The following is a 25,436-nucleotide window of genomic DNA, read 5'->3' as shown; positions in this document are numbered from 1 at the left end:
GCCGCCTCGCGCGCGCGTTATTTGCGTGTCAGGTAGGTTTCGGCAAACAGGTTATTGCCCAGCGGAATCTGCACAAAGCCGTGCACATTATTATGCAATGCCACCGGATAAGGGCTTTCATACAGCGGCACGATCGGACCCTCGGCGTTATAGATCGCCTGGATCTGCTGATAGTCGGCCGCGCGTTTTTGCGCATCGATTTCCTGCTGCGACTGTTCAAACAACTGGTCTACCCGATCGTTTTTCCAGCCCGAATGCACCGCCTGGATATTTTTCGAGTAGGCGAAGTAGGAGGTGATCTCATTGGGATCGGCAATATCATCGGTCCAGGTGGATAAGCGCATGCTGAAATCGCCCTTGCGATAGCGGTCGGTTTCGGTGGCGTGGTCCACCTGGGTGATGGCGAGTTTAACCCCCACCTGCGCCCACATCTGCTGTAAGGCGGTGGCGATGCTGATTTCGTCCTCGTTGCCGGCCAACACCATGATGTTGGTGCTGAAACCGTTGGCGAAACCGGCTTCGCCGAGCAACTGTTTGGCCTTGGCCGCATCCACCGGATAAAGCGGCTTATCGCCCACATGTCCCGGGGTGCCGCTGGAAATATAGGATGTCATCGGCGTGCCGATGCCATAGGTCACCAGTTGGATAATGCCTTGCTTATCGGTGGCGTAGTTCAGCGCCTGGCGTACTTTGTCATTGGCCAGCGGATTGGCCGCGCCCTGGTACTGCGCACGCACGTTCAGGCTGACGTATTCCACCCGGGTGGACGGAAACAGCTTCATATCAAGGGCCGGATTGCCCTTGAGTTCATTGACGCGCGAGTAAGGGATAAATTCGGTGGCGTCCAGCTCGCCCGACTGCAATTTCAGGATCCGCGTGGCGTCGTCCGGCACGATCTCGAATTTAATGCCGTCAAGATAGGGCAGCGGCTTGCCGTCGGCGCCGTTGCGCCAGTAATACGGATTGCGCACCAGGGTCATTGTGGCGTTATGCTGCCAGGATTTAAGCACATAGGGGCCGGAGCCCACCGGATGTTCGGCGAAAGCTTCGGCTTTTTGCTGGTCGGTGGCGCCCGGCGTCGCCTCAAACTGCTTTTTCGGCATGATGGAGGTATTAAAGGCCGTCAGTGCGCTGAGAATCGCCGGATCAGGGTGCTTTAGATGCAGGGTAATGGCGTTGGCGCCGTCAATGGAGACGCTCTCGATGGAATCGACCATAAACTGCCATACCCCGTTGCCGGGTTTGCTGGCGCGTTCCAGCGACCATTTAACATCCTCGGCGGTGATCGGCGAGCCGTCGGAGAATTTAATATTATCACGCAGGGTCAGGCTGACGCTTTTGCCGTCGGCGGCAATGTTCCATTTGCTCGCCAGGCCAGGCTCGATGCCTTTGCCGTCGGCGGTGGGGAACAACAGCGTGTCATACAGATTCGACAGGATCCAGATATCGGTATTGTTTTCATTCAGCACCGGCTCCAGGAACGAACTATCGCTATAACGGCCATAAACCAGCGTGCCGCCGCGCTGGACCGTATCCGCCGCCCAAGCGCCGGCCAGTGGAAGCGCGCCCGCCGTCAGCAAGGCGATTAACGTTATTCGATGCATAACCTTCATTGTGCCCATCCCCTTATCGCTTGGAAAAATCATTCCCGCCGGAAAGTACCCGCGTCACTGTTCTAATGTAGTAGTACGATATTTGAAGCAATGATCGCTTAATGTCAATAAAAGGCAGTAAAAAAGGCATTATTTTGTCATAGGAAAATGCTATCGCTTGCGAAGAGCGAAAAACCGCCCGCTGTGCTTGCGTTACATAAGCTTATAACGATAGTGTATTAGTAAATTAGCACGCATTAATGGGCGGTTTGTGGACTTCCAACTTGATAGAACATTGTCGCTCCCGTTGGGGATGCAACTGCGGGGCCTGGTAGAGTACGCCATTACCTTTGGCGCGCTGAAACCCGGGGATAAATTGCCCTCGGTGCGCGATATGGCCGAGCGGGTCGGCGTGGCGCCGATGACCGTGGCGCAGGTTTATCGTGAACTGAAACAGGCGGAGCTTATCTACAGCAAACCCGGCTCCGGCACCTTTATCGCCGATGCCGCCCAGGCTCTGAACCACAGCGACAAACGGCTAACCGATCTGCATCGGCATATCGATTCCCTGATCGATCGGGCGCAGGACCTGTCTTTATCGGCGGGCGATCTCGCCGCCCTGGTCACCAACCGTTTCCACCATCGCCAGCGGCGCGCCAGGACCAAAACGGTACTGGTGGTGGGCAATTTTATCGATTCCGCCCGGGATTACGCGCAGATTATCGCCGACACCCTGGGCGATAGCGCGCAGTTGGACGCCACGACGCTGGCCCTGCTGACAACCGATAAAAGCGCGCGCGAGCAGGCGCACAGCGCCGATCTGATCCTGACCTTCGCCCATCGCCGGCGCGAGGTGATGAGCCTGCTGCCGGGCATGCGGGTCATCAACATCAGCTTTATCCCTTCCGAGCAGACCCGGCGGGCGCTGGCCTCCCTTGATCCCCTCGCCGGGGTGCTGGTGGTGTCGATTTTTCCGGAATTTACCGCGCTGATGAAAACCGGCGTGCAGCGCTTCGCGCCTCATGTGCAGTCTATTACCGTGGTGCACCGGGACGACGCCGAACTGACCCGCCATCTGGCCCTGGCCGATGTGCTGGTCTACGCCACCGGCGCCGAGGCGCTAAAGGATCTGTTGACTCCCGGCCAGCAGGCGTTTGAATACCGGCATATTCCCGACAGCGGCGATATCAGGCGCGTGGTGATGCCGCTGCTGTCGCCGGCTGTGCCCCCCGCGTCAGGATTGAAGGAAATATCATGAAAATCAGCGAAATGAATTGGCGGCAGCTTGAAGATTACCTGGGCCGGGACGACCGGGTGGTGGTGCCGCTGGGCAGCACGGAGCAGCATGCGTTTCTCAGCCTGTCGGTGGATTCCATCCTGGCGGAAAAAGTCGCCGTCGAGGCGGCCGAGCCGCTGGGCATACCGGTATTCCCGGTCATGCCGTTCGGCATGACGCCGGCGTTCAGTGATTTTCCCGGCACCATCAGCCTGCGGGTCGGCACCTATGTCCAATTGCTATACGATATTCTCGACAACCTGAAGCGCCAGGGTTTTAAGCGCATCCTGCTGGTGAACGGCCACGGCGGCAATATGCCGGCGCAGCATATCATCAGCGAATGGATGGTGGCCAATCCCGAGGTGATGGCGCAGTTGCATAACTGGTGGTGCGCGCCGTTAACCTGGGAAAAAGTTCAGCAAACCGACCCGGTGGCCTCGCATGCCTCCTGGATGGAGAATTTTCCCTGGACCCGGCTGCCGGGCGTTACCCAGCCGGACCGGCAAAAACCGATGCTCGATCTGGTCGGCTTTCGCAAGCTCAACCCGGCCAAGGCCCGCGCTATGCTGGGCGACGGCAACTACGGCGGCTATTACCAGCGCGCCGACCAGGAGATGCTGGCCATCTGGCGGGTGGGCGTTGAGGAAACCCGGCGCGTGATGGAACTGCTCTGATCGCCGCCCGGGCAATATAGCGTCCGGGGAGCCGTTCAGGCGGCGGGGCCAGGCACGCTGCCGGCGGCGTTCATTCACCCGGTGGCGAACGCTTAGCCCTGCTGTTCCCGATGCCGGCATTTACGCTCTTGCGCGACCAACAAAGGGCAGCTCGGGCAATATTCCAGTCCGCTGAGCTTATAGCGCAGGCAGCACAGACGACGGATGATTTTCGGGCCGGCGTCGTGCTCCACCAGGTGTACCGGCTTATACAGCCGGTTGGGCGCGCCGTCCGCCAGGGTTTTGGTGTCGAGAAACGCCCTGGCTGCCACGGTGTTGGCGCCTTGTTCCGCCGCCATATCGATGCCATGGGCGACCCTGATGGCGGCGTTATTCCAGAACAGGCCGGGTCTGATGCCGGCCATTAGGCTAAAGGTCCGGCATACCGGCAGCACATGCGTTTCCATCAATTGCCCCAATAAAGTAGGCATAGCGATGCCGTCGGCGATTTTCCCGCCGCGATCGGCCAGGATAAATTTTTCCGGCACGGCCGATTCCACGCCCTGGCTAAACCGGATATCGCGTGGGTCCATCGGCAGTCGCCAGCCATGCAACAGCGCGATCCGCGTCCAGGGCGCCAGCAGCAGGGCAAAATACCATTGCGACCACATGGAAATCACCGCCGCCCGGTCGCCGCCCTCGTGCAGTCGCAGGAAGGGTTCCAATAGCGCGGCCGCCGTGTCCGGCGCGCATAAATCCGCCGCGGAAAACCCGCCGTCGCCTGGGCCGGCGAATAAAAAACTGTCGTTGATATCGTTGGCGCATCCGGCAGTGGGTAATGCTGCGTCAGGCTTCATACGCTTCCTGTTTCGATCGGAACTCTTGATTAAGGACAAGGAAAGAGGCTCCGGCAGGCGGGCGGCTTGCGGTCTCTCTCCGAATGCGCATAATAGGCGATCAAAATCAGAATGATAACTATTAATATTTAAAATTTATGCAGACTCATGATGCTTATCGCCGACGTCTTTTGCAGGCGATGGCCGTGTTGCCCTGGTGGTTTTCCCGCCGCGCCGCCGCCGCGCCCATCGCCGACGCGGCGCGTGTCATCGCGCTGGAGTGGCGCCCGGCGGAACTGTTGCTGGCCCTTGGCGTAACGCCTCTCGCCATTGCCGACGCGCCGAATTACCGCAGCTGGGTGGCGCAACCGGCGCTGCCGCCGTCGGTGCTGGACGTGGGGCTGCGCAACGAACCGAATATGGAAGCGATGCAGCGCCTTAAACCGTCGCTTATCCTGCTGGCGGAGGGTTTCGGTCCGGCGCCGGCAAGCGTCGCGTCCATCGCCCCCACCATGACCTTTCGTTTCAGCCGGCAGGGCGATCGGCCTTTGGCCGTGGCGCGCCAGGATATCGCCGTCCTGGCCGCGCGCCTGGGAATGCCGGGACGGGCGCAACGGCATCTGGCCGCGCTCGATCGGCAACTGGATCACACCCGTCTGCGGCTGGCGTCCTTGCCGGGTCCGCTGCCCGCGGTATTGCTGTTTTCGTTTATCGACAGCCGGCGCATTATGGTTATCGGCAAGAACAGCCTGTTCCAGGATGTGCTGGATCGGGTGGGGGTGGCCAACGCCTGGGACGGTGAGGAAAATATCTGGGGCAGCGCGACGGTAGGCCTCGAGCGGCTGGCGCGGTTCCGCGGCGTCAGGGCGCTGTGTTTTCATCGCGGCGACCAGGATCCCCTGGCGGAAGTGGCCGGTTCCACGCTGTGGCAAACGCTGCCCTTTGTCCGGGAGGAACAGCTGCGCGTGATGCCCGCGGTGTGGTTTTTCGGCGCCACCCTTGCCGCCATGCGCTTTAGCCTGATGCTTGAACAGGCGATGGGGCTACCGGCATGAGCCAACGCGTTCCGCGCCTGTCCTTTGCGCTGGTCCTGGCGTTGGCGCTGTCCGGGCTGTCGCTTACCGTCTTTAATTTAATCCATCAGCTTGCGCCGGGGTTATGGTGGCTGGCGGCGAGCCATCCCGATACCGGCAGTATTGATCAAATGCTGTTTCACTACAGCCTGCTGCCGCGCACCGCGCTCTCGCTGCTGGTGGGCGCCGGCCTGGGCCTGGTGGGGGTGGTGTTCCAGCAGATCCTGCGCAATCCGCTGGCCGAACCCACCACGCTCGGCGTGTCGGCGGGCGCGCAGCTGGGGCTGACGCTTGCGACCCTCTGGGCGCTGCCGGGGGGCGAGGCGACCCGCCAACTGGCGACGATTACCGGCGCGCTGGCCGTGGGAGGGCTGGTGTTCGGCATATCCTGGGGCCGCAGATTATCGCCGGTCACCCTGATACTGGCGGGATTGGTGCTGGGGCTTTACTGCGGGGCGGCCAAAAGCCTGCTGGCGTTGCTTAACTACGAGCGGCTGCAAACCCTGTTTCTCTGGAGTAGCGGCATGCTCAACCAGCAGGATTGGGGTATGGTGCGGTTCCTGCTGCCCCGGCTGGCCGTTGGCCTGCTGCTGATATTGCTGATGCTGCGGCCGCTGATGCTGATGGGACTGGATGACGGGGTGGCGCGCAACCTGGGACTGGGTCTTATCGCTTCGCGCGTCGGCGGACTGGCCGTGGCTGTCGTATTGAGCGCGTTCCTGGTCAATGCCGCCGGCATTATCGGGTTTATCGGCCTGTTCGCGCCGCTGCTGGCGCGGATGCTTGGCGCCCGGCGTCTGCTGCCCCGCCTGGGGTTATCCTGCCTGTTGGGCGCGCTGTTGCTATTGCTTAGCGATCAACTGATGATTCTGCTGGCCCGGCTGTGGCGGGAAATCCCCACCGGCGCCGCCACCGCCCTGATTGGCGCGCCCCTGCTGCTGTGGCTGTTGCCCAAACTCAGGGACACGCGCGTTGCGGCGACGGATAACACCCTGACGCTCAGGCCGGAGCGGCGGATAACGCCGCCCGGCGTGCTGGCCGGGGTGGCGCTGCTGATTCTTGTCGCCGCCGTGGCGCTGACCCTGGGACGCGATAACCATGGCTGGTACTGGTCGGCGCAGGAAATGTGGCGCTGGCGCTGGCCGCGCGTACTGGCGGCCGGCGCGGCGGGCGTTATGCTGGCGGCGGCGGGCACCCTGATCCAGAAAATGACCGGCAATCCGATGGCCAGCCCGGAAGTGTTGGGCATCAGCTCCGGCGCCGCCTTTGGCGTGGTGCTATTGCTGCTGCTGGTGCCGGATGACGCGTTTGCCTGGCTGCTGCCGGCCGGCAGCCTGGGCGCGGCCCTGACCCTGCTGCTGATTATGCTGCTCGCGCAGCGCGGCGGTTTTTCCAGCGGACGTTTGCTGCTGGTGGGCATCGCGCTGAGCACACTGTTTACCACCTTGCTGACCCTGCTGCTGGCCAGCGGCGATCCGCGCATGTCATCGGTACTGACCTGGCTATCGGGTTCCACTTACAAAATCAGCGGCGCCCAGGCGATACGCACCGCCGTTATCGCCGTGGTACTGCTGGCGCTGGCCCCGCTGCTGCGCCGCTGGCTGACCCTGTTGCCGCTGGGGGGCGCCACCGCGCGCGCGGTGGGCGTAGCGCTGAAACCGGCGCGAATGGCTATTTTATTGCTGGCCGCCGGATTGGTCGCCACCGCCACCCTGAACGTCGGCCCGCTCAGTTTTATCGGCCTGATGGCGCCGCATATGGCAAGGCTTGGCGGTTTTCGCCGCCCCTTGGCGCAGATGCTGGCGGCCGGCCTGCTGGGCGGCATGTTGATGATGCTGGCCGACTGGTGCGGTCGATTTATCATTTTCCCTTATCAAATTCCGGCCGGCCTGCTGGCCACATTCTTTGGCGCGCCGTATTTTATCTACCTGCTGCGCCGTCAGGGCGGCTGATACGCGCGTAAACGCTGGATGAATTAACCTGGGACAACAGAATTACTAATTTTCAAAATATTATCTTGCAAATAATGAATGCTCTTGCATAATCCTGAACTCTCATAAGAATCATTCGCATTATTATTCAGCAAGGGTTTTCTGCACATGCGTACTGCCGATTTTTCTCCCATGGGGCGAATCACGCCCTCACCACGCCTGCTGGCGGTGATTATCGGCGCGTGCTGCGGCGCGATGGCGTTACCCGCCAACGCCGCCGCCGCATCCAGCGCCACAACGACCAGCGGCACTGCCGCCGCCACGCCTGCCGCCAATACGGGCACGGGTGAGACCATTACCGTGGTTGCCGCGCCTGAGTCCGGTTTCCAGCCGGGCGGCGATCGGCTGGTGCCGGCATACCTGGATGGCCAGATCGCCAACGGCGGCCGGGTGGGATTTTTAGGGCAGCAGGATGCCGGTAATGTTCCCTTCAGCGTGGTCGGGTTCACGTCAAAGCTGATTGCGGATCAGCAGGCGCGCACGTTGGCGGATGTGCTGAATAACGATGCCTCGGTGCAAAGCGGCTTTGGCTACGGCAACTATGCGGAAAACTTCGTGGTGCGCGGCTTTACCCTGAACGGCGATGATATCTCCTACGGCGGCCTGTACGGCATATTGCCGCGCCAGATATTGCCCACCGAGTTTGCCGAACGCATTGAATTGCTTAAGGGTTCCAGCGCGTTTCTCAACGGCGTGCCGCCGGGCGGCACCGGCGTCGGCGGTACGGTAAACGTCGAACCGAAACGCGCCGGCGATGAACCGCTTAACCGCGTTTCCCTGGACTATACCTCCAAATCCCAGGTCGGCGGCGGGGTTGATATCGCCCGTCGTTATGGGGATAACAACCAGTTCGGCGTGCGTATCAACGCGGCGCACCGCGAGGGCGGCACCGCCATTGATGACGAAAAACGCCGGCTGACCATGGCCTCCATCGGCCTGGATTACCGGGGCGATCGTTTCCGCACCTCGCTGGATTTGGGCGCGAGCAAACAAACGGTACACGGCGGCCGTTCGGTGGTGTATCTGGGCAATGCCACCAAGATCCCCGACGCGCCTTCCGCCAGCAATAACTACAGCCAGAAATGGGCTTACACCGACACGGAAAATGAGTTCGGCATGCTGCGCGGCGAATATGACCTGACGGATTCCTGGACCCTCTATGGCGCGGTCGGCGCCAATCACGATCATGAGAACGGTGACTACGCGTCGCCGACGTTGAGCGATGATAACGGCAACGGCACCATGAGCCGGCTGACGGTGCCATATTTTTCCGATAGTTTCGCAAGCCAGGCGGGGATTCGCGGTAAATTCGATACCGGCTTCGTGAAGCACAACGTCAATGTCGGCTTCTCCACCCTTAACCGCAAGGTGAGCACCGCCTACACTATGTCGGGCGCTGAGATAACCGACAATATCTACGATCCGCACTACTCCGACAGGCCGGAGGAAAATCTCTATACCGGCGGTCATATGGGCGATCCGGGCGTCTTCAACCGGGTGCGCAATAACGGCATCGCCATCGCCGACACCATGTCGGTACTGGATGACAAGGTACAGCTGACCGCCGGCGCCCGGCGCCAGAACGTGGTGGTGACCAATTACGCCTACACCGGCGAGCAGAGCACTCAGTTCGATGAAACCAAGGTGACCCCGGCCTTCGGCCTGGTGGTCAAACCCTGGGATCATATCTCGCTGTACGCCAACCATATCGAAGCGCTGCAGTCCGGCGATAGCGCGGGCCTGACCTATAACGACCAACTGGTGACCAACGGCGGCCAGGTGGCCGGCATCCAGACCTCCAAGCAAAACGAGGTGGGGATCAAGGCGGATTACGGCCGCGTCGCCGGTTCGGTGGCGCTGTTTGAAATCAAGAAACCGGTCGGCGTGTATACCCCCAACGGCGCCAACGGTTATTCCTTCAACAACAGCGGCGAGGTGCGTAACCGCGGCCTGGAGCTGAACGTCTTTGGCGAACCGGTCTACGGCGTGCGGTTAAACGGCAGCATGGCCTGGATGGACCCGGAAATGACCAAGACCCAGGACGGCACTTACAACGGCAATGACGCCATCGGCATTCCGCGCTACCAAATGGTGCTCGGCGGCGAGTGGGATCTTCCCGGCCTGACCGGCATTACCGCCACCGGCAAGGTGATTCATACCGGTTCGCAATATGCCGATTCGGCCAACAACCTGAAGGTGGATAGCTGGAATCGCCTGGACCTGGGCCTGCGCTATAATATGAACCTGCCGAAAAACAATATTATCTGGCGTGCCGGCGTCGAAAATGTCACCAATGAGAAATATTGGGCTTCGGCCTCCGGCGGCTACCTGACCCAGGGCGACCCGCGCGAAGCGAAAGTGTCCATGACGGTAGACTTCTGATAACGCCCGCGGCATAGCGCGCAGGCTGGGAGATAAGCCTCATATAAAACCGCAGCGGCCCGGGCCGCCGCGGTTTTTTTTATTCCGGCGCCGGCGCCTTGCCGCCGCGCTGGTTTTTTATTCCGGCGCCTGCGCCTTGCCGCCGCGCTGGTTTTTTATCGTCATCGGCGTCTTGCCGCCTACCGGCTCCCTTTTTTATGGGCGGCGTTATTCCCGCCGGTCTGAAGGACTTTCCTTGGTCTACAGTAATATCAGGAAATCCCATCAAGGAGCGCGCGATGTTAACCGTTCATCACCTGAATAAATCCCGTTCACACCGTATTCTGTGGCTATTGGAAGAGCTTGGCCTGCCTTATGACGTGATGTATTACCAGCGGGAAAAAACCATGCTGGCGCCTGAATCGTTAAAAAAGATCCACCCGCTGGGCAAATCGCCCATTATCACCGACGGCGCGCTGACGCTGGCGGAGTCGGGCGCCATTATCGATTATGTGCTGGATCGCCACGACGACGCGTTCCTGCTGGCGCCGCAGGACCATCGCGGCGAGGAATGGGTGCGCTATCGCTACTGGCTGCATTATGCCGAGGGTTCGCTCATGCCGTTACTGGTGATGAAGCTGATTTTCGGCATGCTGGGGAAAGCGCCGGTACCGCTGTTGGCGAGGCCTATCGGCGCGGCGGTGGGGAAGGGGGTGTCGCGGAAATACCTCGATCCGCAGTTGCAGACCCACCGGCGGTATCTGGAGAACCATCTCAGCCTTTATCCCTGGTTCGCCGGTGAGCAATTCAGCGCGGCGGATATCCAGATGAGCTTTCCGCTGGAGGGCATGGCGGCGCGCGTGGGCATCGACGGCTATCCGGCGCTGCGGGCCTATCTCGAAAAACTGCGGCTGCGCCCGGCCTATCAGCGGGCAACATTACGCGAACAGCCGCCCGGGCCGGCCTGAGGAGCCATGCCAAATCAATAAAAGGTCAGCTAACGGAATTTTAGGTTGAAACCTCCCCGTCGGGGGCAGGATAATCCCCGCCCTCGCAGGGTGATATCATCGCGTTCGTGACGATAGGTGATGATGAAGCCATATAATTCCAGGGGATTTTTTATGTCCAGTTCAACCCATCCGGCCGGCGGCAACGCCCGGCCGCATTCCTCTCTTGACGCCTGGTTCCAGATTTCCGCGCGCGGCAGTACCCTGCGCCAGGAAGTGCTGGCCGGCCTGACCACCTTTCTGGCCATGGTGTATTCGGTTATCGTGGTGCCCGGCATGTTGGGCAAGGCCGGGTTTCCGCCGGCGGCGGTGTTTGTCGCCACCTGCCTGGTGGCGGCGTTCGGCTCGCTGTTGATGGGGCTATGGGCCAACCTGCCGATGGCAATCGGCTGCGCCATATCCCTGACCGCCTTTACCGCGTTCAGCCTGGTGTTGGGCCAGCATATCAGCGTACCGGTGGCGTTGGGCGCGGTGTTCCTGATGGGGGTGGCGTTTACCCTGATTTCCGCCACCGGCATCCGTTCCTGGATCCTGCATAACCTGCCCCTGGGCGTCGCCCAGGGCACCGGTATCGGCATTGGACTGTTTTTATTGATTATCGCCGCCAACGGCGTCGGCCTGGTGGTAAAAAACCCCATCGAAGGCCTGCCGGTGGCGCTGGGCAATTTCGCTTCATTCCCGGTAATGATGGCGCTTACCGGGCTGGCGGCTATTTTTGGACTGGAAAAACTGCGGGTGCCGGGCGGCATTCTGCTGGTGATCATCGCCATCTCGCTGCTGGGCCTGATATTCGATCCCCAGGTCAGCTATCGCGGGCTGTTTGCCCTGCCGACCCTGTCCGATGCCAACGGGCGTTCGCTGATTTTTAACCTGGATATCAAGGGCGCGCTACAGCCGGCGGTATTGCCAAGCGTGCTGGCGCTGGTGATGACGGCGGTGTTCGACGCCACCGGTACCATTCGCGCGGTGGCCGGACAGGCCAACCTGCTGGATAAGGACGGCCAGATCATCAACGGCGGCCGGGCGCTGACGGCGGATTCCCTGAGCAGTATTTTTTCGTCGCTGGTGGGCGCGTCCCCGGCCGCGGTCTATATTGAATCCGCCGCCGGGACCGCCGCCGGCGGCAAGACCGGACTGACCGCGACCATTGTCGGCCTGCTGTTTCTGGTCATCCTGTTTTTATCGCCGCTGTCTTATCTGGTGCCGGCATATGCCACCGCGCCGGCGCTGATGTATGTCGGCCTGCTGATGCTCGGCAATGTCGCCAAACTGGATTTCAGCGATTTTGTCGACGCCATGTCGGGGCTGTTGTGCGCTACCTTTATCGTACTGACCTGCAATATCGTCACCGGCATCATGCTGGGCTTTGGATCGCTGGTCATCGGCCGCGTATTTGCCGGGGAATGGCGCAGGCTTAACGTCGGCACGGTGCTTATCGCCGTGGCGCTGGTGATGTTTTACGCCGGCGGCTGGGCTATCTGAGAGGTTTATTGCCATCCCCGCGCCGCCATCAGGCCCGCGGGGATAAAAAAATCCGTCCATGGCCGATAACAGGTTTTTAACTTTTGGCAAAATGATCTACTATCAAAACTCGCGTTTCGGTCCGGGATCTTTCCGGGCCGGACGGTAAAGGTTGCCAGAGGGACAAACAAAGGTAAGCATGGAAATCTTTTTCACAATTCTGATCCTCACCTTGATTGTCTCCTTATCAGGTGTGATCACGCGCATTCTCCCGTTTCAAATCCCTTTGCCGTTAATGCAAATTGCGCTGGGCGCGCTGCTGGCCTGGCCGCAGTTCGGCCTGCATGTGGATTTTAATCCGGAACTGTTCCTGGTGCTGTTTATCCCGCCGCTGCTGTTCGCCGACGGCTGGAAAACCCCGGCGCGGGAATTTTTGCGCCACGGCGGCGAAATCGTGGCGCTGGCCCTGGTGCTGGTGCTTATTACCGTGGTCGGCGTCGGTTACCTGATTTATTGGATGGTCCCCGGCATTCCGCTGGTGGCCGCGCTGGCGCTGGCGGCGGTATTGTCGCCTACCGATGCCGTGGCGCTCTCCGGCATTGTCGGCGAAGGGCGCATTCCCAAGAAGCTCATGGATATCCTGCAGGGCGAAGCGCTGATGAATGATGCGTCCGGCCTGGTATCGCTGAAGTTTGCCATTGCCGTGGCCATGGGCACCATGGTGTTCACCGTGGGCGGCGCGTCGCTGGAGTTTGTAAAAGTCGCGGCCGGCGGTTTACTGGCCGGGGTGGCGGTGACCTGGGCCTACAGCAAGTCGTTACGGCTTATCAACCGCTGGAGCGGCGATGACCCCGCCACCCAAACGGTTTTGCTGCTGCTGTTGCCCTTCGCCTCCTACCTGATCGCCGAGCATCTCGGCGTATCCGGCATCCTGGCGGCGGTAGCCTCCGGCATGACCATCGGCCAGTCCGGCATTATCCGCAACGCGCCGCTGGCCATGCGTCTGCGCGCCAACAGCGTCTGGGCGATGCTGGAATTTGTGTTTAACGGCATGGTGTTTATTCTCTTAGGCCTGCAGTTTCCGGAAATACTGGCCACCTCCATCACCCAGGCCGAGCTGGACCCGACCATCGAAACCTGGATGCTGTTTACCGATATCGTGGTGATCTACGCGGCGCTGATGCTGTTGCGGTTTATCTGGCTGGTATTGATGAAAAAATTCAGCCAGCGGTTTTTGAAAAAACGGCCGATGGTGTTTGGGGATTACAGCATGCGCGAAATCCTTATCGCCTCTTTTGCCGGAGTGCGCGGCGCCATTACCCTGGCCGGCGTACTGTCGATACCGCTGCTGCTCAGCGACGGCACCGCGTTTCCTTCCCGCTATCAACTGGTGTTTATCGCCGCCGGGGTGATTCTGTTTTCGCTGATTTGCGGCGTGATTGCCCTGCCGCTGCTGCTGCGCGGCATCGTGGTATCGGACAAGACGCTGCACCGCAAGGAAGAACGCATGGCGCGCGCCGCCGCCGCCGAGGTGGCCATCGAAAGCCTGCGCAAGATGCAGGAGCGTCTGGCCGGCGATAATGAAGAGAATATCGATACCCAGCTGCTTAACGAGGTTAGCGCGCGGGTGATGGGCAACCTGCGCCGGCGCGTCGACGGCAAGAGCGATCAGGGCGATGCGCTGTTGGCGGAAAACCTGGAGCGGCGCATGCGCCTCAACGCGCTGCGCGCCGAGCGGGGGGAATATTATCATTTGCGCGCCCAGCAAAAAATCAGCAATGAAACCCTGATGAAGCTGCTGCACGATTTGGACTTGCTCGAGGCGCTGCTGATCGAGCGGGAATAAAGACTTGGCATTTATGGACGCCTCGGTGTCCCGATGCCGGGCCGGCTAGGTTTGCCGCCAGTGTTGCCGGCAGGCGGCAATCCAGGCCTGGGCGCCGTGCGAAAGATAACTGCCCTGGCGCCAGATAAGCCCCAGTTGCCACATCATCAACGGCGCCACCGGCAACGCCAGCAGCCGGCTTTGGTCCAGCCGCCGGCAGATGGGTTCGGGCAGGATGGCGATGCCGATACCCGCCTCGACCATGGCCGCCAGAAAATCCCATTGCCCGCTGCGTACCGCGATCTGCGGATTGATGCCCTCAGCCTGGAAAGCGGTGATTAACTGCCGGTAAAGCGCAAAATCTTCGTTATAAATCAGTATCGGCCAACCGCCCAGCTCGGCAAAAGGCACCGTGCCGCGCCCAAGCCAGGGCGCCGCGCGCGGCACCACCGCGCAAAGCGGATGGCCGAACAGGGGCAGTACGGTTAGATCGGCCTCGGTATCGGCGGTTAACGCGGTCAGCGCCACATCCAGTTCGCCGGACAATACCGCTTGCTGTACCGTCAATCCGCCAAACTCGGCGATCTGTAATTCCATCCCCGGATATTGGCGGCGGAAATCCCGTATCAGGTCCGCCATCTGTGTGCCGACCATGGGCGGAATGCCCAGCCGCAGGCGTCCTTTTTTCAATGAGCCGATGTCCTCCAGCTCCGTTTCCAACTGATGGAATTGATCGATGATGCCCAGCCCGCGGTGATAAACCGCCTGGCCGCTGTCGGTCAGGCGCAGCCGGCGGCCCTCGCGAATCAGCAGCGTGCAATCCAGCTCCTCTTCCAGATGCTTGAGCATTTTACTGATGGTCGGTTGGGTGACAAACAACGTTTGTGCCGCGCGGGTAAAGCTTTGCTGCCTGACCACTTCCACAAAATATCGCAGGGCGCGGATATCCATGATTATTCCAATAGGTAATGATATGCATGATATTAATTCATTTTCAGCAAGTTTGCCCGCCGGCCTATAATGCTTTTTCTTTTCTGCAAAAAGGATCCGGTCATGCTGACGCAAGGGCATCTGAACCTGCCGCCGCGCGTGATGCAATGTCAACTCCCGCTCCAGGTGGGGCTGTATATCGGCCTGTTCCTGATAGCCCAGCAATTGGTGGCGCGTTTTCATCTGCCGCTGCCCGCCAACGTGGTGGGCATGTTTATGCTGCTGGCGCTGATTTTATCGGGTATTTTGCCCATAAACTGGGTTGCGGCCGGGGCGCGCTGGCTATTGGCGGAGATGCTGCTGTTTTTTGTCCCCGCCGTGGTGGCGGTGATTAATTATACCCAAATGCTGATGGTGGATGGCTGGCGCATTTTTGTGGTGATTGCCTTGAGCACCGTGCTGGTGTTGGGGATAACCGGCTTGGTGGTAGACCGTGTTTACCGTTTTGAAGTCTGGCTGACGCGCAAAAGACCCCATCATGATTGATATTATCCTGGGTATGGTCTGTTTATTTGTGACCTTGGTTTTATATTTTGCTAATAAACACCTTTACCGCCATTTTCATCATCTGATGCTGATGCCGCTGATTTTTACCCCGGCGGTATTAGTTGCCTTGCTGGCGGTGACCCATGTTTCCTATCAGCACTATCTGGTGGAAACCCATTGGCTGTTATGGCTGCTGGGACCCGCCACCATTGCTTTTGCCGTGCCGGTTTATGAGAACCTGGTTATTATCCGCCAGCATTGGCTATCGCTATGCGCCGGCGTTATTGTCGCGACGCTAACGGCGGTCATCAGCTCGGTATGGCTGGCGCGCCTGCTGGCGCTGCCAGAGGTGATACAGCGTAGCCTGGCGGTGCGTTCCATCACCACGCCGTTCGCGCTGGAGGCGGCTAAACAGATGGGCGGCCAGCCGGATCTGGTGGCGCTGTTTGTGGTGATCACCGGCGTGTTCGGCATGGCGATTGGCGATATTGTTTTTTTGCGTCTAGCTGTTACGGGCAAAATGGCCAAAGGCGCCGGCCTCGGCGCGTCGTCCCACGGGGCGGGCACCGCGCGCGCCTATGAGCTGGGCCGGGAAGAGGGCGTGGTGTCAAGCCTGGTGATGATGCTGGCAGGAGTGCTTACGGTAATGGTGGCGCCGCTTATTGGGCGGCTGATGTGGTGAATTCACATTAATGAATTGATTTAATGGGTAAAATAAGTGGGTGACGGCAGGGTTTTCGCTTGCCATGCGTTGGGTGTTATAGGTATTGCCGGGTGCCGGCAAGCGACCAGAAGGGGCGCACGCGCGCCCCTTCTGGACTTCCCCGCGCCCGGCAGGTCGCGCGTCGCTGCGCGATGCCTTCCACCACCCATGCCCCCGTGATGCACCGGCCCGGTTAGCGCTCCCGGCGCTACCGGGCCTTTCGCCGCTCCCGGCGGCTCATGCCGGGGTCACAGGCGCCGTCAGCGCGCTTTATGCCGGGACCTATGTCTCTGTTTGTAATGAATTTCATGCAGCGATAGCGCCGCTAAGGCTGCGGGTAAGGTCTGGCGGCGAGATGCGTTTAACACTATCAGGCGCGGCTGGCAGAGCGAAGAGCAAATTACGGCGTCACAAAGTCATGCACAATGCGGTAAGGCAGGAAGGCAGAAGGTGGTACGGCAGTCACGCAGGAAAGCAGTAAGACAGGAAGGCGATAAGACAGAGAGGAAGTCACGCAGTAAAGCAGGAATGCAGGGAGGCAGTAAGGCTTTAAGTTTCTAAGGTAAACGTGGGCAGCATCAGGCAACGAAGATTGGGCATTCAGTTATCATTCATCAGGTGTATTAGCTCAGACTTGACCTGGAACAACTACGACACAGGGCCAAACCTAATCTGACAGGCAGCTATGCGCCATTACCTGACATTGTATTCTTTTATGCTAATTCCCTTAATGTTGTATATTCCTGTTCGCTTAATTCGCTTGCCCTTTTTGTCCGTAATAGTGGCTGTAATTGTGCTACAGCGAATGGAATGACGTTCATCAATCACCAGCCGAATTGCTTCTGAAGGATCTTCCACCTCCACGAGGTCGTCAGTTTTATCCAGGCCAAATGGTACAAGGTGAAAGGCAGTTTTTCCCGTTGATTTTCTGGTTACCTTTACAGGGTAAAGCACGTCCCCACTTTTATGAATCAATTCAAGGCGTTCAGTGTAAATCATGGCAATTCTCCTTAGTTTGTCTGCATGACTGTACAAATCGAAGATAGGAGATACAACAAAAAAGATAGGTAAAGCTAAAATAGCCTAACGCGCTTCATAATTTATTGAATTAAATCTATATTTTTGCAAAATGTATGTGAGAAATTAAATCGTGACTAACCTTAGAGCCAGTTAAAGTGATCTTCTCCCTATGACTCAAGACACCTTGATTCAAGTATGCATTCCGAACTTCCGCTCACGCCCTGAGACATTCGACAAGCTTTTTATGGCTTCAGTAAGGGCGAGTGTCGTGCTTCGAGAGCCAGCAAATACTTCGCTTCATCGTACTGGGTTCTGGTCTTCCAGCAGCGGTAAATGATCCTTATCCATTTGAAGGCAAGAGCCCGGATTGCAGACTGGTGAGATTTTCCTTTTTCTCGCAGTCCCTGATAATAAAGTCTGGCCCAGTATGATGAGTTAACCGTCTTGGCAGCCCATTCAACGAAGGTCTGCCTGACGAACTTGGCACACTGCCATCTCCAGTGAACCCAGGATTTCTGGCCACTTCTTTCTGTCACCGGTGCAATACCTGCGTAGTTTTGAATTTCTTCAGCGCTATTAAACCGGTTGCGGTTATCACCAAGTGCAGCAAGCATTCTTGGGCCCATACAAGGTCCCATGCCCGGAAGTGATTTGAACAGCCCCGCATCTGGCAACGTGTCAAATAGCCTTTCGATTCGTTCGTCATAGGTTTTGATGATTTCACTCACGACTTTAATTTGTGTCGCCAGTGCTGTTGCCATCAAAGCATTAGCCTCTATAACACTCGAGTCTGTCGTCAATGGGATCGCGTTATCAATACTTACAACACGCTGCTCGGTAAGGGCCATTGCGCGACCACCTTTGGCATTCAGAAAGTTGCGGATCGTGTCGCGCCTGGCTCGTTTAAGTTGTTGCAGACTGGGCCATCGTATAATCAGTTCACACAACAGTAAGCTACCCCGATGTGAGAACCACTCCAGGGGCTGAGGATAATACTGTTTAAGCGTGTTGATTATACGGTTCACAAAACGGCGTTTATCTTCAACCAGTTGACGACGCTGCTCAACCAGTTGCTGGAGTAACCGGATATCCGCATTGTCGGGTTCAATAGCTTTTATCTTTTGGGGATAACGCAGCATTAACTCTAATGCCAGCTCTGCATCCTGCGGGTCATCTTTAGCGCCGCTGGGAGAGAAGGCTTGCCGGTAACGAGCCAGTGACAAAGCGTGGACGGGGAAAACGGTGATAAAGGGATATTTTTGAAGAGCATATACCACGGGTCCCTTCTTAAGCTCGAGAGCTATTGCGATTCTACCTTTTACCTTCTGGTGTAACTCAGTAAGCCAGGCATCAAGCGCTTCTGCTGTATGTTCAATCACATGGAATACGCGTTCGCCGTTTTTAAACTGAACACAGACATCGTGTTTTTTATCTGCCCAGTCCAGACCAACGTGCGCAGCAAACTGATTTATCGCAGTCATCACCAACTCCTTTTTATCGGGGATTGGTATGCATTCCACGCTTTTCGAAAGAAATATAGCCAGCAGTTTATCTGCATGCCCTGAGTATTCGTTAGCGAACGTGGAGCACCTACTGGTTCGAAAGGAAAGCGGCGATCATCACATGATTCTCGCTCAATATTCGTAACCAGTAAGCGCATACCCTGAATCACTTCAAAGTGTAATTCTCAGGGTGCGAATGACTATATCTCGCTCAAACCAGACTGTCAGGTTTGATAATGTTCTACCTACGAAATCTGTCGGATCAAGTCTGAGCTAATACACATCAGGCATTCACTCTTATCCCTGGCGCAAAATTAATACTGATATCTTTTACCGGTAAGTGCATACCGCTATAAACCCAAAACACTATTTTACCCACAGGCGATGGTGTTGACCTTGTGCCGGCATCGAGTGCGCCGGCGGCGCGCATCGCGGCTGGATGAGCCGCCGGGAGCGGCGAAAGCCAAGGGTCGCGCCGGGAGCGCGTCCCTTGCGGTCCTAAAGCCGTGATGAAGCGTTGCCGGGGACCGCGCAGCGGCGCACGATCTGCCGGACGCACGGGGATCAAAGGGGGCCGGGCGAACGGCCCCCTTTGTCGCTTGCCGGCGCCGGGCAATACATATAACAACCTAACCCATTGCAAGCGAAACCCTGACCAAGGCTTCATAATCCGCTGCGCCAGTCGCCGGCGAAACCCTGACCAAGGCTTCATAATCCGCTGCGCCAGTCGCCGGCGAAATCCTGGCCAAGTCAATCAGGCTTTTTTAAACGCAGCCGGAGCCGGCGTTTCCGGCCGTACGGCGTTAGGCTCGCGCACACCGGTCAGCGAGCGGATAAACTGGGCAAAGAATAGCGCGCGTTCCCCAGCCCCCTGCGCCGAGGTATCGGTAATGGAAAACACCCAGATACCGATAAACGCCGCCAGCATGGAAAACAGCGCCGGATACTCATACGGGAAAATCGGCGCGGCATGGCCCAGTACCTGCACCCAGACGGTCGGCCCCAGGATCATCAGCGTCACGGCGGTAATCAATCCCAGCCAGCCGCCCACCATGGCCCCGCGCGTGGTCAGCCTGGACCAGTACATCGACAGCAGGATAATGGGAAAATTACAGCTGGCGGCGATGGAGAAGGCCAGCCCCACCATAAAGGCGATATTCTGCTTTTCAAATGCGATGCCCAGCGCGATGGCGACGATGCCCAGGATCAGTACGGTGATTTTCGAGACTTTCAGCTCATCGCGCTCGGTGGCTTTGCCTTCCTTGATGACGCTGGCATAAAGATCGTGGGAAACCGCCGACGCCCCGGCCAGGGTCAGGCCCGCCACCACCGCCAGGATAGTGGCAAAGGCCACCGCCGAAATAAAGCCGAGGAAGAAATTGCCGCCCACCGCGTTGGCCAGGTGGATGGCCGCCATATTGGAGCCGCCCAGCAGCGCGCCGGCGCTGTCCTTGAACACCGGGTTGGCGCCGACCAGCAGAATCGCGCCAAAGCCGATGATAAAGGTTAAAAAGTAGAAATATCCCATAAAGCCAGTGGCGTACAGCACGCTTTTACGCGCTTCCCGGGCGTCGCTGACGGTGAAAAAACGCATCAGGATATGCGGCAGGCCGGCGGTGCCGAACATTAGCGCCAGCCCGAGCGACAGCGCGGAAATGGGATCGGAAACCAGCCCGCCGGGCCGCATGATCGCGGCGCCTTTGCTATGTACCTTCATGGCTTCGGAAAATAGCGTATCAAAACTGAAATTAACGGTTTTCATCACCATCAGCGCCATAAAACTGGCCCCGGCCAGCAACAGAACCGCCTTGATAATCTGCACCCAGGTGGTGGCCAGCATGCCGCCGAACAGCACATACAGCACCATCAGAATACCGACCAGCACCACCGCCACATGATAATTAAGGCCGAACAGCAATTGGATAAGCTTGCCCGCGCCCACCATCTGGGCTATCAGGTACAGCGCCACCACCACCAGCGAACCGCAGGCGGACAGGATGCGGATGGGTTTTTGCTTCAGGCGGTAAGAGGCGACGTCGGCAAAGGTGTAACGGCCGAGATTGCGCAGACGTTCCGCTATCAGAAACAGGATAATCGGCCAGCCGACCAGGAAACCCAGGGAATAAATCAGTCCGTCATAGCCTGAGGTATACACCAGCGCGGATATGCCCAGGAATGACGCCGCCGACATAAAGTCGCCGGAGATGGCCAGGCCGTTTTGCAGACCGGTAATATTGCCGCCGGCGGTATAATAATCCTTGCGCGAACGGGTTCTTTTCGAGGCCCAATAGGTGATATACAGCGTCAGGGCGACAAACAGCACGAACAGGATAATGGCCTGGACGTTCAACGGTTGCCTGTCGCCAGGCGCCGCCTGCGCCAGCAGAGGGAAGCTAAACAGCAATCCCGCCGGGAGCCTGAGGAATTTAACCATTGTACCGTACCTCGCGCAGGAGCTGTTGAGTCAGGCGTTCAAACTCGCCATTGGCGCGGATGACATACACCGCGGTCAGGACAAAAGAGAGCACGATAATACCGACACCTATCGGGATCCCGCGCGTGATGCTGGTTCCCTCATGGATAGGCGTGCCCAGCCAGCCCGGCGCAAAGGCTATCAGCAGGATAAAACCGTAATAGACGACCAGCATAATCAACGACAGCAGTGCGGCAAAATGCTGGCGTTTGGTCACCAGTTCCTTGAAATGCGGGTTATTCGCTATCCTTTGATAAATGACGTCATTCATCACGGACTCTCCAGTAGGGTAAAGGTAAAGATCGGAAAGCGCCGTCCGCGGACGGCGTGGTTTTTTTTATGAAGGCATATCCATTGAGTGTTTTTCTTCCAACAGCTTTTCAACGACGCCGGGATCGGCAAGCGTCGAGGTGTCGCCAAGATTACTGGTGTCGCCTGCGGCAATCTTGCGCAGAATGCGCCGCATAATCTTGCCGGAGCGGGTTTTAGGTAATGAGTCGGTCCAGTGCAGAATATCCGGGGTGGCGATGGAGCCTATTTCCTTGCGCACCCAACTGCGCACCTCGTTGTAGAGGTCGGCGGTGGGCATCTCGCCGTGGTTAAGGGTGATATAGGCATAGATAGCCTGTCCTTTGATTGCGTGCGGGATGCCCACCACCGCCGCCTCGGCGATTTTCGGGTGCGATACCAGCGCCGACTCGATTTCCGCGGTGCCGAGGCGGTGGCCGGAAACGTTCAGCACATCGTCCACCCGGCCGGTTATCCAGAAATAACCGTCCTCATCGCGCCTGGCGCCGTCGCCGCTGAAATACATGCCTTTGAAGGTGGAAAAATAGGTTTGCTCGAACCTGTCGTGATCGCCGTACAGGGTACGTGCCTGTCCCGGCCATGAATCGGTAATCACCAGGTTACCCTCGCCGGCGCCTTCCTGGAGCGCGCCGCCGTTATCCACCAGCGCAGGCTGGACGCCAAAAAACGGCAGAGTGGCGGATCCGGGTTTTAACGCCACGGCCCCCGGCAAGGGGGTTATCATGAAACCGCCGGTTTCGGTCTGCCACCAGGTATCCATGATCGGACATTTGGCACTGCCGATTTTATGGTAATACCACTCCCAGGCTTCCGGATTGATGGGTTCTCCCACCGAACCCATAATGCGCAGCGATGCGCGGCTGGTGCCCTCGATAGCCTTGTCGCCCTCGGCCATCAGCGCGCGGATGGCGGTCGGCGCGGTGTAGAGAATATTGACTTGATGCTTATCCACCACCTGCGCCATGCGCCGGGCGTCGGGCCAGTTCGGCACCCCTTCGAACATCAGGGTAACGGCGCCGCAGGCCAGCGGGCCGTAGAGCAGATAGCTGTGGCCGGTGACCCAGCCGACGTCGGCGGTACACCAGTAAATATCGCCGGGATGATAATCAAAGACATATTTAAAGGTCAGGGCGGCATAGACCAGGTAGCCGCCGCTGGTATGCAGTACGCCTTTGGGTTTACCGGTCGACCCGGAGGTGTAAAGGATAAACAGCGGATCCTCGGCGTTCATTGCCGTCGGCGGGCAGTCGTCCGCGGCTTGCGCCACCGCTTCATGCCACCAGAGATCGCGCCCGTCGGTCCAGTCGATTTCTTTACCGGTGCGCTTGAACACAATCACCCGCTCGATGGTTTTTACCGCCGGATTATTCAGCGCGTCGTCGATATTCTTTTTCAACGGGATCTTTCGTCCGGCACGGATGCCTTCGTCGGCGGTGATAACCAGTTTGGCGCTGGAATCGACAATGCGTCCGGCAATCGCCTCGGGGGAGAATCCGCCGAAAATCACCGAATGGATTGCGCCGATGCGGGCGCAGGCCAGCATGGCCACCGCCGCTTCAGGCACCATGGGCATATAAATCGCCACGACATCGCCTTTGGCGACGCCCTGCTGTTTAAGCACGTTGGCGAAACGGCACACCGCCAGATGCAGTTGCCGGTAGGTCAGGGTCTGGCTTTCCCGTGCGTCGTCCCCCTCCCAGATAATGGCGGTCTGATCGCCGCGTTCCGCCAGGTGCCGGTCCAGGCAGTTGGCGGATACATTGAGAGTTCCGTCCTCAAACCAGCGAATTCGCACGTGGCCGGGGTCGAAAGAGGTGTTTTTCACCTTTTGGTAAGGCGTGATCCAATCAATAATCTTTCCCTGTTCGCCCCAGAAGGCGTCGGGATCGGTGACAGACTGTTGATAAAGCTGCCGATATTGCTCCCGGGATAATAAGGCGCGTTGCGCAATCGCGTCGGAAATAGGGTACGTATGGGGATGGCTCATGGTTTCCTCCTTGTATTTGTTAATAATATGTCAAGCGGTGGTTAATTAAACCTGCCGTGAAACCTTTGTTTCTTTTTTGCGCGTTAGATCACGCATCAATAATGAGGTTTTGCGAAAGCGTGCATAAATCTGCCGGGAGTTACACTTTTTGTGGCTGTATGGGGATTTTATTTATCATACATAAGCTGGTTTTTTGCTCGCTTTTTCGCCGTAGATAAAAGGGGGAAAATAAATAAATACTGGCTGAAAACCGAAGGGTTAACTGGGGAAAATTGCGTGGAAAAATTAAATTTATCAATATAAAACAATAAATTATTTGTTATTTCATTCCTATTTACCACGCAACAAGTTAAATCGCGTCCAAGCTGGTATAAATCAGGGCTTGCATTAAGTGTTTTCAAGATGGTACAGAGTGACGTCCTTTTTTTTATGCAGCCTGTAAACAGGCTCGGCCGCGCCCCACGACAAGGGGCAAAAAAGGACGCGCGACGACGTACTTGGGCCGCTATTGGCCACGACGGAATCACTTCGGGAAATTGTAAATGTTATGAAAAAGTTAAAAATTACGCTTGCCTGGCAAATTCTTTTGGCGCTTATCCTGGGCATCGGCGTCGGAGCGATGCTGCATGATCAGGTAGAGGCCAGGATATGGTTCATCGGTAATATCCTTGCGCCGGCGGGCGAGATTTTCATCCGTCTTATCAAGATGATCGTGGTGCCCATTGTCATATCCACGTTGGTGGTGGGCATCGCGGGCGTCGGCGACGCTAAAAAGCTCGGTCGCCTGGGTCTGAAGACTATCGTTTATTTCGAAATTATCACTACCCTGGCCATAGTGTTGGGTATTACGCTTGCCAATGTGTTCCAGCCTGGGCATGGGATTGATATGTCTACGCTTGCGGTGGCGGATATTTCCCAATATGAAAAAACCACGGAACAGGTGCAAAGCGGCAACCATAGTCTGGTGGGCACTCTCCTTTCGCTGATACCGCAAAATATTTTCGCCGCCATGGCGCGTGGCGATATGCTGCCGATCATTTTCTTCTCGGTGTTATTCGGTTTAGGCCTGGCGGCGTTGCCCTCCGAGACCAAAACGCCGCTGCTTAACGTGTTTAAGGCCGTGGCCGAGACCATGTTTAAAGTGACCCATATGATCATGCGTTATGCGCCGGTGGGGGTATTCGCGCTGATTGCGGTGACCGTGGCCAATTTTGGTTTCGCCTCGCTGCTGCCGTTGGCCAAGCTGGTACTGTTGGTGTATGCGGCGATCCTGTTTTTCGCCCTGGTGGTGTTGGGGCTGGTGGCGCGGTTGTGCCATTTGCGTATCTGGACGCTTATCCGCATCCTTAAGGAAGAGCTGATCCTGGCCTATTCCACCGCCAGTTCGGAAAGCGTGCTGCCGCGCATTATCGAGAAGATGGAGGCCTATGGCGCGCCCGCGGCTATCACCAGCTTTGTGGTGCCGACCGGTTATTCCTTTAACCTGGACGGTTCCACGCTGTACCAGAGTATTGCGGCTATTTTTATCGCCCAGCTGTATGGCATCGAGCTGTCGATCGGCCAGGAGATCGTATTGGTGCTGACGCTTATGGTGACCTCGAAGGGGATTGCCGGCGTGCCGGGGGTATCATTCGTGGTTTTGCTGGCGACGCTTGGCAGCGTGGGCATTCCGTTGGAAGGGCTGGCGTTTATCGCCGGCGTCGATCGGATTTTGGATATGGCCCGTACCGCCCTGAATGTGGTGGGCAACGCGCTGGCGGTGCTGGTGATTGCCAAGTGGGAAAACCAGTTCGATGGCGATAAAGCCCTGGCGTATGAAAAGCAGATGCTGGCGCTGAAGGCGTCAACCGCGACGCCATTCTGAAGATGGCATGCTCTCCCGTGAACACGT

19 protein-coding genes are annotated in these 25,436 nt (G+C 58.0%); 11 read left to right on the top strand and 8 right to left on the bottom strand.

From position 1 onward, the window contains the following. Positions 1 to 17 precede the first annotated feature (17 nt). Positions 18 to 1,613: an ABC transporter substrate-binding protein gene (locus VGC33_RS14000; RefSeq protein WP_331121381.1), complete on the bottom strand. Its 1,596-nt coding sequence runs from the start codon at positions 1,611 to 1,613 to the stop codon at positions 18 to 20. 250 nt (positions 1,614 to 1,863) lie between these two features. Between VGC33_RS14000 and VGC33_RS13995 the strand changes: the two genes are divergently transcribed. Next, a complete protein-coding gene (locus VGC33_RS13995) occupies positions 1,864 to 2,850 on the top strand; it encodes a GntR family transcriptional regulator (RefSeq protein ID WP_331121380.1) in 987 nt (328 codons plus the stop codon). Next, positions 2,847 to 3,542, top strand: a complete 696-nt coding sequence (locus VGC33_RS13990) for a creatininase family protein (protein ID WP_331121379.1) — start codon at positions 2,847 to 2,849, stop codon at positions 3,540 to 3,542. The genes VGC33_RS13995 and VGC33_RS13990 overlap by 4 nt, the downstream gene beginning before the upstream one ends. Before the next feature lie 92 nt (positions 3,543 to 3,634). On the opposite strand, the gene fhuF is transcribed toward VGC33_RS13990, so the two are convergent. After that, the gene (gene fhuF / locus VGC33_RS13985; RefSeq protein WP_331121378.1) at positions 3,635 to 4,378 is read right to left on the bottom strand and encodes a siderophore-iron reductase FhuF; all 744 of its coding nucleotides are present in this window, start codon (positions 4,376 to 4,378) and stop codon (positions 3,635 to 3,637) included. Between the two features lie 137 nt (positions 4,379 to 4,515). Here fhuF and fhuD point away from each other — a divergent pair, with 137 nt between their 5' ends. The 6 genes from fhuD (at position 4,516) to VGC33_RS13955 (ending at position 14,096) form a co-directional block, all read left to right on the top strand. After that, entirely contained in the window at positions 4,516 to 5,412 is an 897-nt protein-coding gene (gene fhuD / locus VGC33_RS13980; RefSeq protein WP_331121377.1) for a Fe(3+)-hydroxamate ABC transporter substrate-binding protein FhuD, read from the top strand. Continuing rightward, positions 5,409 to 7,382, top strand: coding sequence for a Fe(3+)-hydroxamate ABC transporter permease FhuB (gene fhuB / locus VGC33_RS13975; protein WP_331121376.1), 1,974 nt, complete (start codon positions 5,409 to 5,411; stop codon positions 7,380 to 7,382). Before fhuD ends, fhuB begins: the two co-directional genes overlap by 4 nt. 147 nt (positions 7,383 to 7,529) lie before the next feature. Then, positions 7,530 to 9,803, top strand: coding sequence for a TonB-dependent receptor (locus VGC33_RS13970; RefSeq protein ID WP_331121375.1), 2,274 nt, complete (start codon positions 7,530 to 7,532; stop codon positions 9,801 to 9,803). A 278-nt stretch (positions 9,804 to 10,081) separates the two neighbouring features. After that, positions 10,082 to 10,750 carry a glutathione S-transferase gene (locus tag VGC33_RS13965; protein ID WP_331121374.1) on the top strand — a complete coding sequence of 223 codons (669 nt, stop codon included), beginning with the start codon at positions 10,082 to 10,084 and terminating at the stop codon, positions 10,748 to 10,750. 153 nt (positions 10,751 to 10,903) lie between these two features. Next, positions 10,904 to 12,271 (top strand): NCS2 family permease, encoded by a 1,368-nt coding sequence (locus tag VGC33_RS13960; protein ID WP_331121373.1) that lies wholly within the window; start codon positions 10,904 to 10,906, stop codon positions 12,269 to 12,271. A 178-nt stretch (positions 12,272 to 12,449) separates the two neighbouring features. Further along, positions 12,450 to 14,096 (top strand): Na+/H+ antiporter, encoded by a 1,647-nt coding sequence (locus VGC33_RS13955; RefSeq protein ID WP_331121372.1) that lies wholly within the window; start codon positions 12,450 to 12,452, stop codon positions 14,094 to 14,096. A gap of 45 nt (positions 14,097 to 14,141) precedes the next feature. On the opposite strand, the gene VGC33_RS13950 is transcribed toward VGC33_RS13955, so the two are convergent. Further along, the gene (locus VGC33_RS13950) at positions 14,142 to 15,026 is read right to left on the bottom strand and encodes a LysR family transcriptional regulator (RefSeq protein ID WP_331121371.1); all 885 of its coding nucleotides are present in this window, start codon (positions 15,024 to 15,026) and stop codon (positions 14,142 to 14,144) included. Between the two features lie 102 nt (positions 15,027 to 15,128). Between VGC33_RS13950 and VGC33_RS13945 the strand changes: the two genes are divergently transcribed. Continuing rightward, positions 15,129 to 15,551: a CidA/LrgA family protein gene (locus tag VGC33_RS13945; protein WP_331121370.1), complete on the top strand. Its 423-nt coding sequence runs from the start codon at positions 15,129 to 15,131 to the stop codon at positions 15,549 to 15,551. Beyond that, entirely contained in the window at positions 15,544 to 16,233 is a 690-nt protein-coding gene (locus VGC33_RS13940) for an LrgB family protein (protein ID WP_331121369.1), read from the top strand. Before VGC33_RS13945 ends, VGC33_RS13940 begins: the two co-directional genes overlap by 8 nt. A gap of 714 nt (positions 16,234 to 16,947) precedes the next feature. Here VGC33_RS13940 and VGC33_RS13935 read toward each other — a convergent pair. The 5 genes from VGC33_RS13935 to acs form a co-directional block, all read right to left on the bottom strand. After that, positions 16,948 to 17,253 (bottom strand): transposase, encoded by a 306-nt coding sequence (locus tag VGC33_RS13935; RefSeq protein WP_331121368.1) that lies wholly within the window; start codon positions 17,251 to 17,253, stop codon positions 16,948 to 16,950. A 263-nt stretch (positions 17,254 to 17,516) separates the two neighbouring features. Beyond that, entirely contained in the window at positions 17,517 to 18,755 is a 1,239-nt protein-coding gene (locus VGC33_RS13930; RefSeq protein ID WP_331121367.1) for an IS110 family RNA-guided transposase, read from the bottom strand. A gap of 775 nt (positions 18,756 to 19,530) precedes the next feature. Next, positions 19,531 to 21,210 (bottom strand): cation acetate symporter, encoded by a 1,680-nt coding sequence (actP, locus tag VGC33_RS13925; RefSeq protein WP_331121366.1) that lies wholly within the window; start codon positions 21,208 to 21,210, stop codon positions 19,531 to 19,533. Continuing rightward, positions 21,203 to 21,520 carry a DUF485 domain-containing protein gene (locus tag VGC33_RS13920; protein WP_331121365.1) on the bottom strand — a complete coding sequence of 106 codons (318 nt, stop codon included), beginning with the start codon at positions 21,518 to 21,520 and terminating at the stop codon, positions 21,203 to 21,205. Before VGC33_RS13920 ends, actP begins: the two co-directional genes overlap by 8 nt. A gap of 66 nt (positions 21,521 to 21,586) precedes the next feature. Further along, complete coding sequence (gene acs / locus VGC33_RS13915) at positions 21,587 to 23,545, bottom strand: acetate--CoA ligase (RefSeq protein WP_331121364.1); 1,959 nt, start codon at positions 23,543 to 23,545, stop codon at positions 21,587 to 21,589. Positions 23,546 to 24,092: 547 nt separating this feature from the next. Here acs and gltP point away from each other — a divergent pair. After that, positions 24,093 to 25,409, top strand: a complete 1,317-nt coding sequence (gene gltP, locus VGC33_RS13910) for a glutamate/aspartate:proton symporter GltP (protein ID WP_331121363.1) — start codon at positions 24,093 to 24,095, stop codon at positions 25,407 to 25,409. Positions 25,410 to 25,436 lie beyond the last annotated feature (27 nt).

Source organism: Acerihabitans sp. (assembly GCF_036398755.1).
Taxonomy (GTDB): Bacteria; Pseudomonadota; Gammaproteobacteria; order Enterobacterales; family Enterobacteriaceae; genus Acerihabitans.
This window is presented reverse-complemented; position numbering and strand designations above follow the sequence as displayed.

What these genes read in the sequence shown, in the direction of transcription:
- VGC33_RS13935 (WP_331121368.1), bottom strand. Translation starts at nt 17,253, where the DNA reads ATGATTTACACTGAACGCCTTGAATTGATTCATAAAAGTGGGGACGTG.
- actP (WP_331121366.1), bottom strand. Translation starts at nt 21,210, where the DNA reads ATGGTTAAATTCCTCAGGCTCCCGGCGGGATTGCTGTTTAGCTTCCCT.
- VGC33_RS13955 (WP_331121372.1), top strand. Translation starts at nt 12,450, where the DNA reads ATGGAAATCTTTTTCACAATTCTGATCCTCACCTTGATTGTCTCCTTA.
- acs (WP_331121364.1), bottom strand. Translation starts at nt 23,545, where the DNA reads ATGAGCCATCCCCATACGTACCCTATTTCCGACGCGATTGCGCAACGC.
- VGC33_RS13960 (WP_331121373.1), top strand. Translation starts at nt 10,904, where the DNA reads ATGTCCAGTTCAACCCATCCGGCCGGCGGCAACGCCCGGCCGCATTCC.
- VGC33_RS13945 (WP_331121370.1), top strand. Translation starts at nt 15,129, where the DNA reads ATGCTGACGCAAGGGCATCTGAACCTGCCGCCGCGCGTGATGCAATGT.
- gltP (WP_331121363.1), top strand. Translation starts at nt 24,093, where the DNA reads ATGAAAAAGTTAAAAATTACGCTTGCCTGGCAAATTCTTTTGGCGCTT.
- fhuD (WP_331121377.1), top strand. Translation starts at nt 4,516, where the DNA reads ATGCAGACTCATGATGCTTATCGCCGACGTCTTTTGCAGGCGATGGCC.
- VGC33_RS14000 (WP_331121381.1), bottom strand. Translation starts at nt 1,613, where the DNA reads ATGAAGGTTATGCATCGAATAACGTTAATCGCCTTGCTGACGGCGGGC.
- VGC33_RS13920 (WP_331121365.1), bottom strand. Translation starts at nt 21,520, where the DNA reads ATGAATGACGTCATTTATCAAAGGATAGCGAATAACCCGCATTTCAAG.
- VGC33_RS13965 (WP_331121374.1), top strand. Translation starts at nt 10,082, where the DNA reads ATGTTAACCGTTCATCACCTGAATAAATCCCGTTCACACCGTATTCTG.
- VGC33_RS13950 (WP_331121371.1), bottom strand. Translation starts at nt 15,026, where the DNA reads ATGGATATCCGCGCCCTGCGATATTTTGTGGAAGTGGTCAGGCAGCAA.
- fhuF (WP_331121378.1), bottom strand. Translation starts at nt 4,378, where the DNA reads ATGAAGCCTGACGCAGCATTACCCACTGCCGGATGCGCCAACGATATC.
- VGC33_RS13970 (WP_331121375.1), top strand. Translation starts at nt 7,530, where the DNA reads ATGCGTACTGCCGATTTTTCTCCCATGGGGCGAATCACGCCCTCACCA.
- VGC33_RS13940 (WP_331121369.1), top strand. Translation starts at nt 15,544, where the DNA reads ATGATTGATATTATCCTGGGTATGGTCTGTTTATTTGTGACCTTGGTT.
- fhuB (WP_331121376.1), top strand. Translation starts at nt 5,409, where the DNA reads ATGAGCCAACGCGTTCCGCGCCTGTCCTTTGCGCTGGTCCTGGCGTTG.
- VGC33_RS13930 (WP_331121367.1), bottom strand. Translation starts at nt 18,755, where the DNA reads ATGACTGCGATAAATCAGTTTGCTGCGCACGTTGGTCTGGACTGGGCA.
- VGC33_RS13990 (WP_331121379.1), top strand. Translation starts at nt 2,847, where the DNA reads ATGAAAATCAGCGAAATGAATTGGCGGCAGCTTGAAGATTACCTGGGC.